Genomic DNA, 13,779 nt, shown 5'->3' with positions numbered 1-13,779 from the left:
GTGGTCTCACCAAGCTTGGTCCCCTCGACAGGAATCGAACCTGTATCTGACGCTTAGGAGGCATCCGTTCTATCCATTGAACTACGAGGAGCAAGCAGGCGTGAATTGTACGCGGAGATATGCTTCTGTATTGATAGCTGGTGCCGCTTGCTGGTAGAGCGCTAGAGGCTAATTTCACTCAAAAATGCAGCTGGGCTGGTTGCGGCTCAGTCGTAGCGCATGGTGTAGATCAGGTCGGCAGCGCTTTTCTCGCCGGTTTGCCCGCGCAGTGTGAGGTGGCGGGTGAGGTCGTAGAAGATGTAGAGCGTGCCCAGCGTGCCTGACAGGCTGCGCTCGTACGTCACGTACAGGTCCTTGGACAGGCGCTTGCCAAACGTGAGAGCCGCGCCAGTGGCGTCTTCGCCAGCGCCTGGGCCTTTGAAGCCGATTTCGTCCAGGCCCAGGCGGCGTGCCGCGTTGGCTGCGGTGTTGTCGGTGCCGCCCCGGCCGAGCAATGCCAGTGCGGCCTGCTGCAGCACGGCGGCCTCGGCGCCACCGCCGGCGGCGCTGCGGCCCAGCACCACCCACGAGAGCTTTTCGGCGTCGGGCAGCTCCGGGTCGGAGTAGAGCTTGACACGCGGTGCCAGCGCGCTGCCGGTGACCTGCACCCCCGCACGCACGCTGATGTGTGGGCGCAGCGCCAGGATGTCGAGCGAAGGGTTGTTGTATGGCCCGTTGAAGCGGATGAGGCCGGTTTCCACATCCAGCATCTGGCCCCAGGCGCGGTAGCGGCCCTGCTCGGTTTGCACCTCGCCGGTGATGCGCGGGGGTGAGCCCGGCGTGGTGCTGCTCCGAATCTCGACCTCGCCGGCCAACCGGGTGGTGATGCCGTGGCCGCTCAGGGCAAAGTCGTTGCCCAGGTTCAGGGTGACGGCGATGCTGGGTGGCTTGGCGGTCTGGGCCTGGGCGCCTGCTGTAGCGGCCTCTTGCGCCTGGGTGCGGTCTTTGGCGGCGGAGCGGACCACCACGTCGCTGCCCAGGCCGGGCGCCGATTCGTCGGGCAGGATGATGGTGGCACGGTTGGCGGTCAACTGGCCGTGCAGGCTGATCTGGCCCTGCTGCAATTGGGCCCGCAAGGGGCCTGACACGCTGAGCTGGCGGTCGGCGCGCACCTGCACCTGCAGGGCCTTGGCCTCCGCTTGGAAGTCCATGGTGATACCCGAAAAGCCATCGGTGGCGGCGCTCCACTGGATATGGCCCGTGCCGGTGAGCAAGCCGCCATCGTCGGGCGCAGCCGTGCGGTTGCCGCTGAGCCCGGCGATGCGTGCACGGCTGCCGCGCCCGCCTTTCAGTTGGAACTCGGTAATGTCGATCCGGTCACCCTCCAGCGTGGCGCGCAGCCGCCCGTCCTGCAGGTCTACCCCGTCAACAATGGAGCGCACGGCCAGGGCATCGGCGCCCAGTGTTCCTGTCCAGCGGGGTGCGCTGCGGGTGCCTGCCAGGGTGGCGCTGGCGTCCAGGGTGCCGCGCACGCGCCAGCCGGGTGGGGCCAGGGCCGACCACACGCCCACATCGGGCAGGCGCGCCCGCAACTGGCCCTGCAGCGGCGCGTCGGCTGGCCAGAGGCTGGCGGCATTGCCTTGCAGTGCCAGCTGGGTGCTTACGCTGGCATCGATTTCACCAGCACGCTCGCTGGCCCAGACGAGGCGCGCACGCAGGGTGTTTCCTTCGGCCTGCAGCGCCAGTTCGGCCTGGCGTACGCCAGCGGGCGTGCCCGCCGTCGCGGCGGTGCTGCTGGCAGTGCCCTGCACGGTGGTGGCGATACCTGCATCGCCCGCCAGGATGCGCAGGTCGCCGCTGCTGCGGCGCAGGCTGGCGCTGGCGCGCAGGGTGTCGCCCATGTCCACATTCCATTCGCCGTCGAGCAACAGGCTGGTGGCCAACCCCAGGCGAGCGAGCAAAGGCTGGGCCGGGCTGCCCTGCACGGCAGGGGCGCCGTCGTTCAGGCCCAGGGCATCCAGCCAGGCCATGGGCAGGCCTTGCAGAGAGCCCTGGGTTTGCAGCCGCAAAGGCGTACCGGTGCCACGGCCCCAGCGCATGGGCTGCCAGCGCAGCGCGACGCTGCCCTGCAAGGGGCCGGTCAGGTGGGCCTGGCCTGCCGATGTTTGCAGCTGGAGTGTGCCGCTCTGCGCCTCGGTGCGGGCTGAAAGGCCCAGGGGGGCGTCCAGTTGCAAAGCCCAAGGGCCAGGGCGCTGGGTGTCCTGTGCCTGCAGCGCCAGTGTGGCGATCTGCGCCTGCCATTGCCCGGCGGAGGCCTGCCCGCCTGCAACGCGGGTTTGCAAGCGCAGGCGCTGTTGTCCAGTGGGGCCTGTGCGGGCTTCGGCGTTCAGGTGGAGCGTGGCCTGCGCGAGGGAGCCCGACACGCTCGCCTGCACTTCTCGCAGTTGCACCGCGGTGGGTCTGCCGCCTTCGCCAGTGGCGGATGGGATCGACAGGTCAAGCCGTGGGGTGCTCAGGCTGGCTTGCAGCGTGGCGTCGCTTTTTCCAGGGAGGGGCTGCATCAGCCCGCGCCAGCCACCGTTCCAGCGCGCGGTCAGCTGGGCTGCACCCTGGGCTGAGGCGCCCTGCAAGGCGCGTTGCAACTCGGCGCCGATCAAGGGCAGGCCGGCCAGCCAGCGTTGGGTCAGTGCGACGTCGGCCCATTGCACCTGCAGATCTCCCTTGCCACTTTGCGCTGCCAGCTGCCCGCTGGCGCGTGCCGTGGCCCCTGGCACAGCCAACACCAGCTGGCCCTGGGCGGACTGTGCGCCGGGGTGGATCAGGAGGTCGGTCGCCTCCACGCGCGCTTGCAGTGCGTCGATGAGCAGACGATCGATCTGTAGTGTGTCCGTGGAGGTGCCGTTGTCTGTCGTTGCGGAAGATGCTGCCTGCCATTGGCCCTTGCCGGTGAGACGGCGAATACGCAGCGGGGCAGGGTGGCCGGGTGCGGCTTTTTCTGTGGTCGAGGAGGCTGCGGTTCCGATGTCTGCGCTGAAATGCACGGCGCTGCCCTGTGTCCGGGCGCTGATCTGGCCCGACAGGGGCGCTGCCGCCAGCGCAGTGTGCAGGGCGTCGGGATGGAGCTGGCGCAGTTGCGCAGTGCCCGCCAGCGCGCCCGTGGCGGGTGTGTAGTGGCCTTGCAGTGCGACGCTGCCCTTGCCTGCGCTGGCGCTGGCGCCGGGCAGCGTCCAGCGGGTGCCGTCATAGGTGGCGTTGGCCTGCAGTGCTGTCAGCGGCAGGCGCGAAGCGTCCCAGGGGCCGGGCAGGGTGTTCTGCAACTGCACGCCGATGGCCCAGCCTGCAGGGGCCTCGGCCGTGCCGGGTGTGGGGCCCGCATGCACGGTGCCCTGCAATTGCGTGGTGGGGGCTTGTGGCCACAGAGCCGCCAGATTGAGGGCGCGCAGCGTGGCCGTTGCCGACTGCAGGGGCTGTGTCGCCCAGGGGGCAGCGGCCGCTTGCACATCGGCTTGCATGGGGGGGCCGGGCGCGTCTGCCGCATCGCCTTCGGGGCGCAACTGTGCCTGTAGCTGTAGTTGGGCCGCCGATGTGGCCAGGGTACCCTTCAGCGTGGCGTGGGCAGCGATTTGCAGGGGTGCACTGCTGCCAGGCGCTTGTGTGTGTACGCTGCCGTCGAGCGTGACCTCCAGCGCCATGGGCGTTTGCGCATCAAGGGTTGCGCGTGCGCGGTAGCGGCCCTGCGCCAGCTCCACGCTCTGGACGTTCAGGCGGTGCTGCCGACCGTCAAACCGGTAGTCACCGGCCAAATCTCGCGCCTGGACCGCGGGTGCGCCCGCCCAGTCCAGTTGATCGACCCGGAAAGACAGGCCGATATGCAGGGGCAACTCCAGCGCCGTGGGCGGTGTGGGTGGTTCCTGGGTCTGGGGGGCGCCTTGCGGTGTGATTTGAACCTGCGCGGCATGTAATTCGCCCAATTCCAATCGGCCCTGCAGCAGCGGTGCCAGCTGCCATCCCAGTTGGATGTCTTTGGCCTGGATGACCAGGCTGGGGCTGCTCCAGCGCAACTCGCCAATATGGCCCCCGCTGCGCAGCGAGCCGGTGACACCGCGTGCTTCCAGCTGCTGGTGTGCGGGCAAAAACTGTGCTGCACGGCGCAGGGTGGACGCCAGTGAGGCATCCCCGCTCGCCCACCACCAGGCGCCAGCGCCCAGGCCCAGTACCAGCGCGACCGCAACCACCAGCAGCCAGCCCAGTGTGCGCACGGTGCTGCGCCGTGCCCCGGTGCGCAGGTGTGCTGAACCTCCGGGGCTGAAGTCCGGCCCTGCGACGGGTGGGGGGGACGTGTGGCGGCCCATCAGAAGCTGAACCCCAGGCGCAGATGCAGCCGCACTTCCTTGGCCTGCACGCCATAGGCCAGGTCGGCCTGCAGCGGCCCCACCGGGCTGCGCCAACGCACCCCGGCGCCTACGCCGACGCGGGCGTGCAGGTCGCTGGCGCGGTCCGCCACGGCGCCCGCATCGATGAAGAGGGTGCTTTCCCAGTCGGTCATTTCACCGCCGTAGACGATGGGGCGCTGCCATTCGACACTGCCCGCCGCCATGTAGCGGCCGCCGTAAAGCTGGCCGCTATCGGTACGCGCGCCAATGCTGCGGTAGCCATATCCGCGCACCGTGGTATCGCCGCCGGTTAGGAACAGTTGCGTGACTGGCAACTGGGCGCCGTCGCGCGCCAGCACGGCGCCCCCCTCGGCGCGCAGTGCCACGCGGGCGTTGCGGCCCTTGCCGTCGGCTGCCTCTACCCGCCCTGCCGGCAGGAAGGTTTGCCAGCGCACCAAGGTGCGCACAAAGGGGTCTCGCTCGGGCCGCAGCGTGGTGCCTATGCCCAGTTCCACGCCTATGCCGTGGCCTCGGGTGGGCGCGGTCAGGCTGTTGAAGTAGCGGCCTGTCCAGCCGTAGTTCACGCTCAGTGCCGTGCTGGAGGGGGGGGCGCTGGTGCCCTGGTTGTTGGCATAGTCGTATTGCAGGAAATAGTTGCGGTCGATGCGTTGGGTGATTTTGCTGCGGCCCGTGCGCAGGCGGCCGCTGTTCACAGTGAAGTCGCCCGTTGCTTCGCGCAGTACCTGGCCCTTGGCAAACCAGCGCCAGCCGTTGTTGTCGGGCAAGTCGGTCCATTCGGTATCCAGCAGCTTGGTTTCGCGGTCCAGCAACAGCTTGCTCACGGCGCGCCAGCCCAGGCCGGGCACCCGGTTGTGGGTGTGCTCCATCGACAGGCGGGCGCCGCTGTCGGTCGAAAAGCCGGGGCCGAACACCAGTTTTTGCATTTTGGCTTCGCGCACATGGGCCACCACGGGGGCGGCCTGCGGGTCGTCGCCCTCGGTGTCCAGCGTCAAAAACACGGCGTCGTAGTACCCGCTACTGGCCAGGTTGAGCTGGGCGTCGAGCAGTGCCGCCTCATCGTAGATAGCTCCCGTGGGCAGGCGGGCCAGGCGCCGTGCGCCGTCGGGGTCATAGCGCTCGCTGCCCTCTACCTTCAGCGGGCCGAAGCGGTAGGCCGGGCCGGGGGCGTAGGTGACGCTCAGGCGGGCCTCATGGGTGTCGGTATCCACCTCGGCGCGGCTGTTGGCAATGTGGGCGGTGGGGTAGCGGCGCACCTGCAATTGGCGCAGGCCGTCGTTCTTGGCTGCATCCCACGCAGACTGGGTGAATGGCTGCCCAGGGGGCAGCGACCAGCCGCGCTGCACGCGCTGCTGCTGGCGCGTGCGGGCGTCGGGATCACCATTGGGCGTTTCGGCAAAGGCGATGTCTGCACTGGCAATATGCGTTTGGGGGCCGGGCTCCACGGTGATGGTGACCGTGCGCAGCCTTTGTGGCTCGTCGGGGGGTGGCGCTTCCAGTGCCAGCGCGATGGTGGGCGCAAAGTAGCCCAGGGTGCCCAGCAGCTCCCGCGCATTGGCGTCCGCCGCGCCCAGCAGGCGCTGCAATTCGCCGTCCTGCAGGTCGGGCAGGTGGCGAAAGCGCTGCAGTTCGAGGTGGCGCTCCAGTGTTTCGCGCACGGTTTTGGGGGCGTGCACCTGTACCTCGAACGAGGGCGCTCCCGAGGTGGCGATGACCGGGGCCGGCGCGTTGTCGGCGGCGGCTTCGTCGCTGGCGCGCGGCAGCAGGCTGCAGCCGGGTAGGCACAGGGCCAGCAAAAGCAGCAACGCCGACCAGGGGGTCGGCGTTGCTGTGGCGACGGTCGGGCGCGGAACGCAGTGTGGCACAGCAAATAGAGGACTGAATGGAAAAAAGTGGAGGCTGGGTGGCGGGGTTTCTCCGACCGCCCATCTTTGCCACTATGCCCTGAAAACCAGCGTGCCCGTGTCAGACAGCATCGCACGCTGCATGGGGCGCCGTGGCCTATTTGGACAGCAGCCGCATCGTCTCTTCCAGGCCCTTGAGCGACAAGGGATACATGCGGTTGCTCACCAACTGCTGGATGATGCTGATGCTCTGGCGGTACTGCCACACGCCCTGGGGCTCAGGGTTGATCCACGCAAACTTGGGGAAAGCGTGCGTGAGGCGCTGGATCCACTCGGCGCCGGGTTCTTCGTTGTTGTATTCGACGCTGCCGCCGGGCTGCAAAATTTCATAGGGGCTCATGGTCGCGTCGCCCACAAAGATGAGTTTGTAGTCCTTGTTGTACTTGCGGATGATGTCCCAGGTGGGGAATTTTTCGGCAAAGCGGCGGCGGTTGTTCTTCCACATGAAGTCGTACACGCAGTTGTGGAAGTAATAGAACTCCAGGTGCTTGAACTCCGTCTTCACGGCGCTGAACAGTTCTTCCACCCGCTGGATGTGTTCGTCCATCGTGCCGCCCACGTCCATGAGCAGCAGCACCTTCACGTTGTTGTGGCGCTCGGGCACCATCTTGATGTCCAGATACCCGGCGTTGGCCGCCGTGCTGCGGATGGTGTCGGGCAGGTCGAGTTCGAGCTCATGCCCTTCGCGCGCAAATTTGCGCAGGCGGCGCAGCGCCACCTTGATGTTGCGTGTGCCCAGCTCCTGCTGGTCGTCGTAGTCGCGGTAGGCGCGCTGCTCCCATACCTTCACAGCGCTCTTGTTCTTGCTTGCTCCGCCAATGCGGATGCCTTGCGGGTTGTAGCCGCCGTGGCCAAAGGGGCTGGTGCCGCCGGTGCCGATCCACTTGTTGCCGCCCTCGTGGCGTTCTTTTTGTTCTTCGAGGCGCTTTTTCAGCGTCTCCATGAGTTCGTCCCAGCCCATCTTTTCGATGGCGGCCTTCTGCTCGGGCGTGAGCTCGTTCTCCAGGATCTTGCGCAGCCAGTCGGCGGGAATTTCCTTGGTGAAATCGGCCACCATTTCCACGCCCTTGAAGTAGGCGCCAAAGGCCCGGTCGAACTTGTCGTAGTGCTTCTCGTCCTTGACCAGCGTGAGGCGGGCGATGTTGTAGAAGTCGTCCAGGCTCCAGGCGTCGTCCGATTTGGGGCCCACCACACCGGCCTGCAATGCTTCGAGCAGGGTGAGGTATTCCTTGACCGAAACCGGCAGCTTGACCGAGCGCAGGGTGTAGAAAAAATCAATCAGCATGGTTTTGCATGTTTTTGGTCTCTAGCGCTTATGCAGCCTGCGCATGAAGCTCTAAAAGATATAGCAATTGTGCCCGGGCTTCGGGCCATTCACCGGCACGCATGCTGTACATGACCGTGTCGCGGATCGTGCCGTCGCGTCGCAGTGCATGGCCACGGATGACGCCGTCTTTCCGGGCGCCCAGGCGCTCGATGGCGCGCTGCGAGGCGAAGTTGTAGTTGTCCGTGCGCCAGCCCACGACGTTGCAGCCAAGCTGGTCAAAGGCGTGGCCCATCATCAGCAGTTTGCAGGTGGTGTTGACGTGGCTGCGCTGCACGCTTTTGCGGTACCAGGTGTAGCCAATTTCCACCCTTTTGACGGTGGGCAGGATGTCATGGAAGCTGGTGCTGCCCAGCACCTCACCCGTTGCGTCATCGCACACGGCAAAGGCAAAGCGATTGCCGTCTGCACGCATTTGCAGCGCTGTTTCGATGTAGGCGCGCGTGTCCTGCGGCTCGGGCACCGAGGTGATGCGCAGCTTCCACAGTGCGCCGTCGGCTGCTGCGGCGCGCAGGCCCTCTTCGTGCTCCAGGACCAGGGGCTCGAGGCGCACGCCGTTTTGGCACATCACGAGGGGCTCTATAAAACGCATGGACAGGCTCCCGGACTCAACGGTTCCTCTGGTTCATGAAAACGAGCTTTTCGAACAGGCTTACGTCCTGCTCGTTCTTGAGCAGCGCGCCCACCAGCGGCGGCACCGACACCTTGTTGTCCGCGCTTTGCAGGGCGGTGAGCGGAATGTCTTCTGCCACCAGCAGCTTGAGCCAGTCGAGCAGCTCGCTGGTCGAGGGCTTCTTCTTCAGGCCCGGCAGATTGCGCACGTCGTAGAAGGTCTTCATCGCCACGCCCAGCAATTCGCTCTTGAGCGTGGGGAAGTGCACGTTCACGATCTGCCGCATCGTGTCCGCCTCGGGGAACTTGATGAAGTGGAAGAAGCAGCGGCGCAAAAACGCGTCGGGCAGCTCTTTCTCGTTGTTCGAGGTGATGAACACCAGTGGCCGGTGCTTGGCCTTGATGAGTTCGCGCGTCTCGTAGCAGTAAAACTCCATGCGGTCGATCTCGCGCAGCAGATCGTTCGGGAATTCGATGTCGGCCTTGTCGATCTCGTCGATCAGCAGGGCCACCGGCTGGTCTGCCGTGAAGGCCTGCCACAGCACGCCCTGGATGATGTAGTTGCGGATATCTTTCACGCGCTGGGCGTTCTCGCCATCATTGAGCTGGCTGTCGCGCAGACGGCTCACGGCGTCGTATTCGTACAGACCTTGCTGCGCTTTGGTGGTGGACTTGATGTGCCATTGCAGCAGCGGCATGCCCAGGGATTGGGCCACTTCTTCGGCCAGCATGGTCTTGCCGGTGCCAGGTTCTCCCTTGATGAGCAGGGGGCGCTGCAGCGTGATGGCGGCGTTGACGGCCAGCATCAGGTCCTGGGTCGCGACGTAGTTTTCCGAGCCTTGAAATTTCATGGAATAGATTGCGGGAACGTTGACAAATGGGCTTGACAGCTGCTGGCTATAATCGCCAACAAAATCTGAGCCCCCTGAGCTTCACTCTTTCAAGATTGTGCGCGCAAAATGAACAAGACGTTGACCACGCTATTTGCCCTTGCTGTCGCCTGCGGGACGGCACTTTCCCATGCCCAAGAAGTACAGGGCGACGTCAAGGCGGGAGAGCAAAAAATAGCCATGTGCATCGGCTGCCACGGCATCGTAGGCTATCAGTCGAGCTTCCCCGAGGTGTACAAGGTGCCCAAGATTTCGGGCCAAAGCGCGGGCTACATTGCCTCGGCTCTGCACGCCTACCAAAAGGGTGACCGCAAGCACCCCACCATGCGCGGCATCGCCGTCTCGCTGACGGACCAGGATATTGCTGATCTGTCCGTTTACTACGCACAGCATGCCAAGACGACCGTCGAACTGCCGGCCAAGCCAGCACGCGAACCCCATGCACAAGTGACGGCCCTGTTACAGAAGGGTGCCTGCGTGTCCTGCCACGGCGACAACTTTGCCAAGCCCATTGACCCGTCGTACCCCAAGATCGCAGGTCAGCACGCGGACTACCTGTTTGTCGCACTCAAGTCCTACAAGACTGAAAATAATCCGCACGTAGGTCGCAACAACGGTGTGATGGCTGGCATCGCGGGCCAGTTCAGCAATGCAGAGCTGAAGGCGCTGGCGGGCTATATCGGCAAGGTCGATGGCGACCTGCAGGTGGTGCCGCAGCCGCGCTTTCGCTGACCGCTCAAAACTGTCTCCTTCGCAAAACCCGCCTTTGGCGGGTTTTGTTTTTTGGGAGCGGATGCCGCTGCGGCGAACATAGAATCGACGCACCCGATGGCCGCACTGGTGTGTTCATGGGAGTGCTGAGCGGGAGCATGGAGCTTGTGCCAGCAGCGGTTTTTCGCTTGAGTTGGCCTGCTGGCCCCGTACCCATGCATTTCCCACATCACCTTTTCGTGGCTTTGGCGCTGGTCGCTGCCGCTCCCCTGGCCTGGGCGCACATGTACAAGTGCACCGATGCGCAAGGGCGCTCCATTTATTCGGATCGCGCCTGTGCGCTGGGTCCCAAACCGGTGCCCCCGCCCGCGCCGGTCGAAGCAGCCCCGCCCAAGAAGCCGGGTGCAGCGGTGGTCAAGCCTTTTATTGACGGCAAACTCACGGTAGCCGCTGTCGACCGGGTGGTGAGGCAGGCGGCAGACATGGCGGAACGGTCCGACTACCGTGGCCAATGTGCATTGGCCGGGCCGGAGCTGACGTTCAAGATGACCGACCACAGCACAGCACCGGCCTCGGTGCACTCGGGTGGACGGCGCGAAATCTGTGCAGTACAGCGCGAATCGGCCCAGGCCGTGGATGCCATGCAGTTGAGGGCTTCGGTGCGCTTGGGAAAACTGGCCATCAGTCTCAATCCCGACAGCACCCGGGCCACGGTGAAGTATGAAAGCGTATCGACCTTGACCCACCAGGGCGAAGTGTTGATGGTGCTCAAGTGCACGCGTGAAGAGGTTCTGGGCGTCTATGACGGCGAGATTCTGTATGCGCAGGCCCAGGCCGTTTGCAGGCCGTGAACAGGCCTTTCCCAAGCGCCCGATAGCGCGCGCCGCCCGATACTGGCACGGTGCGGGGGGGTATGCTTGCCCTGAGGGAGCGGGTCACCTAGAATGACCCTATGACTTTCCTGGTTTTCACCCTTCGCACGCCCGCCGTGCTGCCTGCATCGGCAGCTCTGACGGCCTGTGTGCTGCAAAGGATGGGTGATGCGAAACCAGCCGTGCGGGCCGCAGATTCCTGGGCCCGGCGGTAAGCACCCCCCACCTTCTTCAGCGTCATCCAGACCGCCGGGCTTTTTTGCCATTGGTGCGCGCCCGTGCGTTGCGCATGCCATGGCCGCATGCCTTGTGCCTTTGCCTGACCGCCTGCACAAGATGCACGATGACGCAGCCGCCGGCGCCGCCCGCCGTTTATCGACTGCCGACCAGGAGACTGCCCGTGCCCATCCACACCATTCTGGCCCTCACCGATTTTTCTAACCAGGCTGAGCGCGCCCTCGACCGTGCCGCCCTTCTGGCTGCCGCCCACCAGGCCCGGTTGCGCATTGTGTATGCGTCCGACACCCCTCCGCTGCAGCTTGCCGATCCCTATGCCCGTCTGGAGCAGCGTGCGCGTCAACTGGCACGGCGCCACAGCGTGCAGGTGACTGCTGTCAGTGGCTCGGGCCAGCGCATGGCCGATGCCATGGCCGAGGCCGACCGTGCCGACCTGCTGGTGGTGCACCACACCATGCACCGCGGGCCGTTCTGGCGCCGTTCTGCCTTGTCGCGGCTGTTGCAGCGCAGCCCCTGCCCGGTATTGGTCGTGCGCCAGTCCGCCCAGGCAGACTATGAGCAGGTGCTGGTAGCGGTGGACTTTTCCGCCACCTCCCGGCCCCAGGTGCGCTACGCCAGCGGTTTTGCGCCCGGGGCGGCCCTGGAAATTTTCCATGCCATCGACACCGGAACGGAAGCCTGGATGCGCCGTGTTCAGGCCGATACGTCAACGGTGCAGGCCTACCGGCGCGAAGTGCAAGCGCAGGCGCAAGACCAGATGTTCCAGCTCTCGGACTCGTTTGACACCCGCAGAAACCGTGTTGGTACGCTGATTGGCCGAGGATGCCTGGCGCGCCATCTGGAAGTGCAACAGGAATGCGTGGCCGCTGATCTGATCGTGGTGGGCCAGCCGCGCCGCACGGCCTGGTTTGATGTGCTGCGTGGCAGCGTGGCGCGCAAGCTCTTGGGGCTGGGCTTGGGCTGCGACCTGTTGCTGCTGCCGCATGACTCCCCCAACGTGGCACGGTCGGTAGTGCGCCAGCGTGGGCTGGCGCCAAGGCTGCAGACCTGAGTCGGGGTGGGGCCCTGCCGCGTCCGGTCAGTCCTGCGTGGCCCGACGCTGCACGCTGGCGATATAGGCATCGCCATCGGGCGGGCGGCCCGAGCGCTGGCTCTCCCATAGCATCTGGCCCAGGCATTCCATGGTGGCGTGGTGCGCGTCGTGCAGCGAGTCGAGCCGCCGGGCCAGCAGCTCTACCGCCTGGCGGATGCCGCGCGGCTGGTCGATGCTGCACTGCTCGCTGATCGACAGGTGCATGGACAGGTGCAGGAAAGGGTTGGTCCGGTCCGGGGTTTCGTCGTAGTTGCGCGCCAGGGCTGCGTCTACGTCCTGCAAATCGGCATGGAACTCGGGGTGCTCGGCGATCCACAGGCTGGCCAGTGTCTCGATGGCCTCCATGGGCTGCTGGGCGTTCGCCTTGGCATGCGCGGCACAAAAAAAGCGGCGGACATCCGCCTGGGATGGATTGAACATGGGGCGATTGTCCCGTATGCAGCAGCAGTGCACCTGCGGTATGGATACAGTGGCGCCCCAGCACAGGAGACTCTTGCATGACCCATGCCTTTATTTGCGACGCCGTGCGCACGCCATTTGGCCGTTATGGTGGCGCGCTCTCCGGGGTGCGTGCCGATGACCTCGGCGCCATCCCCCTTAAGGCCTTGATGGCACGCAACCCCCGCGTGGACTGGGCCGCCATCACCGATGTGCTGCTGGGCTGCGCCAACCAGGCGGGTGAAGACAACCGCAACGTGGCCCGCATGGCCAGTTTGCTGGCGGGTCTGCCGCTGCAGGTGCCGGGCGCCACCATCAACCGCCTGTGCGGCTCCGGGCTTGATGCGGTCGGCACCGCGGCGCGCGCGATCAAGGCGGGCGAGGCCGATTTGATGATTGCGGGTGGCGTGGAGAGCATGAGCCGTGCCCCTTTCGTCATGCCCAAGATGGACGCAGCCTTCGCGCGCAACAACGCCGTCTACGACACCACCATTGGCTGGCGCTTTATCAACCCGCTGATGAAGGAAAAATTTGGCGTGGATTCCATGCCCGAGACGGCCGAACATGTGGCCCATGAGCACGGCATCGAGCGCGCGGCCCAGGACCGCATGGCCCTTGCCAGCCAGTGCAAGGCGGTAGCGGCCCAGCAGGCCGGCCACTTCGCCCGCGAAATCACTCCGGTCACCCTTGCGCAGAAAAAGGGCGATGCCGTCACCTTCAGCCAGGACGAGCATCCCCGCGAAACCAGTCTGGAGGCCCTGGCCCGCCTGCGGGGCATCGTGCGACCTGACGGCACCGTCACGGCGGGCAATGCCAGTGGCGTGAACGACGGCGCCTGCGCCTTGCTGCTGGCCAGCGAAGGCGCTGCCCGGCACCATGGTTTGACACCGCGTGCGCGCATTGTTGGCATGGCGGTGGCTGGCGTGGCGCCGCGCACCATGGGCATCGGCCCCGCTCCCGCTACGCAGAAGCTGCTGGCGCAGACCGGCATGGCCCTGGAACAGATCGATGTGATTGAACTCAACGAAGCCTTTGCTGCGCAAGGCCTGGCTGTGCTGCGCTTGCTGGGCCTGCAGGACGATGACGAGCGCGTCAACGCCTGGGGCGGTGCCATTGCGCTGGGCCACCCGCTGGGGGCCAGCGGTGCGCGCCTGGCGACCACGGCGGTCAACCGCCTGCATGCCACGGGCGGGCGCTACGCGCTGTGCACCATGTGTATCGGGGTGGGGCAGGGGATTGCGCTGCTGCTGGAACGGGTGTGACCGCTTGCCCATCCACCGCGCACACTGGTGCTTGGGTGGGTTAGTACTCTCAAAACAATAGCTGCT

General features: G+C 65.7%; 10 protein-coding genes and 1 tRNA gene. 4 read left to right on the top strand and 7 right to left on the bottom strand.

What is annotated here, in order from left to right; genetic code table 11:
- Positions 1–16: 16 nt before the first annotated feature.
- The 6 genes from ACYVOC_RS02520 to ACYVOC_RS02495 form a co-directional block, all read right to left on the bottom strand.
- A tRNA-Arg gene (locus ACYVOC_RS02520) sits at positions 17–91 on the bottom strand.
- 115 nt (positions 92–206) lie between these two features.
- Entirely contained in the window at positions 207–4,331 is a 4,125-nt protein-coding gene (locus tag ACYVOC_RS02515; RefSeq protein WP_461160777.1) for a translocation/assembly module TamB domain-containing protein, read from the bottom strand.
- The gene (locus ACYVOC_RS02510; RefSeq protein ID WP_461160776.1) at positions 4,331–6,235 is read right to left on the bottom strand and encodes an autotransporter assembly complex protein TamA; all 1,905 of its coding nucleotides are present in this window, start codon (positions 6,233–6,235) and stop codon (positions 4,331–4,333) included. Before ACYVOC_RS02510 ends, ACYVOC_RS02515 begins: the two co-directional genes overlap by 1 nt.
- Positions 6,236–6,371: 136 nt before the next feature.
- The gene (locus ACYVOC_RS02505; protein WP_116004685.1) at positions 6,372–7,559 is read right to left on the bottom strand and encodes a vWA domain-containing protein; all 1,188 of its coding nucleotides are present in this window, start codon (positions 7,557–7,559) and stop codon (positions 6,372–6,374) included.
- Positions 7,560–7,587: 28 nt separating this feature from the next.
- Positions 7,588–8,190: a GNAT family N-acetyltransferase gene (locus ACYVOC_RS02500; protein WP_116004684.1), complete on the bottom strand. Its 603-nt coding sequence runs from the start codon at positions 8,188–8,190 to the stop codon at positions 7,588–7,590.
- Between the two features lie 16 nt (positions 8,191–8,206).
- The gene (locus tag ACYVOC_RS02495; protein WP_116004683.1) at positions 8,207–9,061 is read right to left on the bottom strand and encodes an AAA family ATPase; all 855 of its coding nucleotides are present in this window, start codon (positions 9,059–9,061) and stop codon (positions 8,207–8,209) included.
- Positions 9,062–9,169: 108 nt separating this feature from the next.
- Here ACYVOC_RS02495 and ACYVOC_RS02490 point away from each other — a divergent pair, with 108 nt between their 5' ends.
- The 3 genes from ACYVOC_RS02490 (at position 9,170) to ACYVOC_RS02480 (ending at position 11,971) form a co-directional block, all read left to right on the top strand.
- Positions 9,170–9,832, top strand: coding sequence for a c-type cytochrome (locus tag ACYVOC_RS02490; RefSeq protein WP_116004682.1), 663 nt, complete (start codon positions 9,170–9,172; stop codon positions 9,830–9,832).
- A 194-nt stretch (positions 9,833–10,026) separates the two neighbouring features.
- On the top strand, positions 10,027–10,662 hold the full coding sequence (locus tag ACYVOC_RS02485; protein WP_461160775.1) for a DUF4124 domain-containing protein: 636 nt from the start codon (positions 10,027–10,029) through the stop codon (positions 10,660–10,662).
- Between the two features lie 421 nt (positions 10,663–11,083).
- On the top strand, positions 11,084–11,971 hold the full coding sequence (locus ACYVOC_RS02480; protein ID WP_461160774.1) for a universal stress protein: 888 nt from the start codon (positions 11,084–11,086) through the stop codon (positions 11,969–11,971).
- Between the two features lie 27 nt (positions 11,972–11,998).
- Here ACYVOC_RS02480 and ACYVOC_RS02475 read toward each other — a convergent pair whose 3' ends face one another.
- Entirely contained in the window at positions 11,999–12,433 is a 435-nt protein-coding gene (locus ACYVOC_RS02475) for a DUF1841 family protein (RefSeq protein WP_461160773.1), read from the bottom strand.
- Between the two features lie 77 nt (positions 12,434–12,510).
- On the opposite strand from ACYVOC_RS02475, the gene pcaF reads away from it, so the two are divergent.
- Positions 12,511–13,713: a 3-oxoadipyl-CoA thiolase gene (pcaF, locus tag ACYVOC_RS02470; protein ID WP_461160772.1), complete on the top strand. Its 1,203-nt coding sequence runs from the start codon at positions 12,511–12,513 to the stop codon at positions 13,711–13,713.
- Positions 13,714–13,779: the final 66 nt, after the last annotated feature.

The sequence above is a fragment of the Simplicispira piscis genome (assembly GCF_054783455.1).
This window is presented reverse-complemented; position numbering and strand designations above follow the sequence as displayed.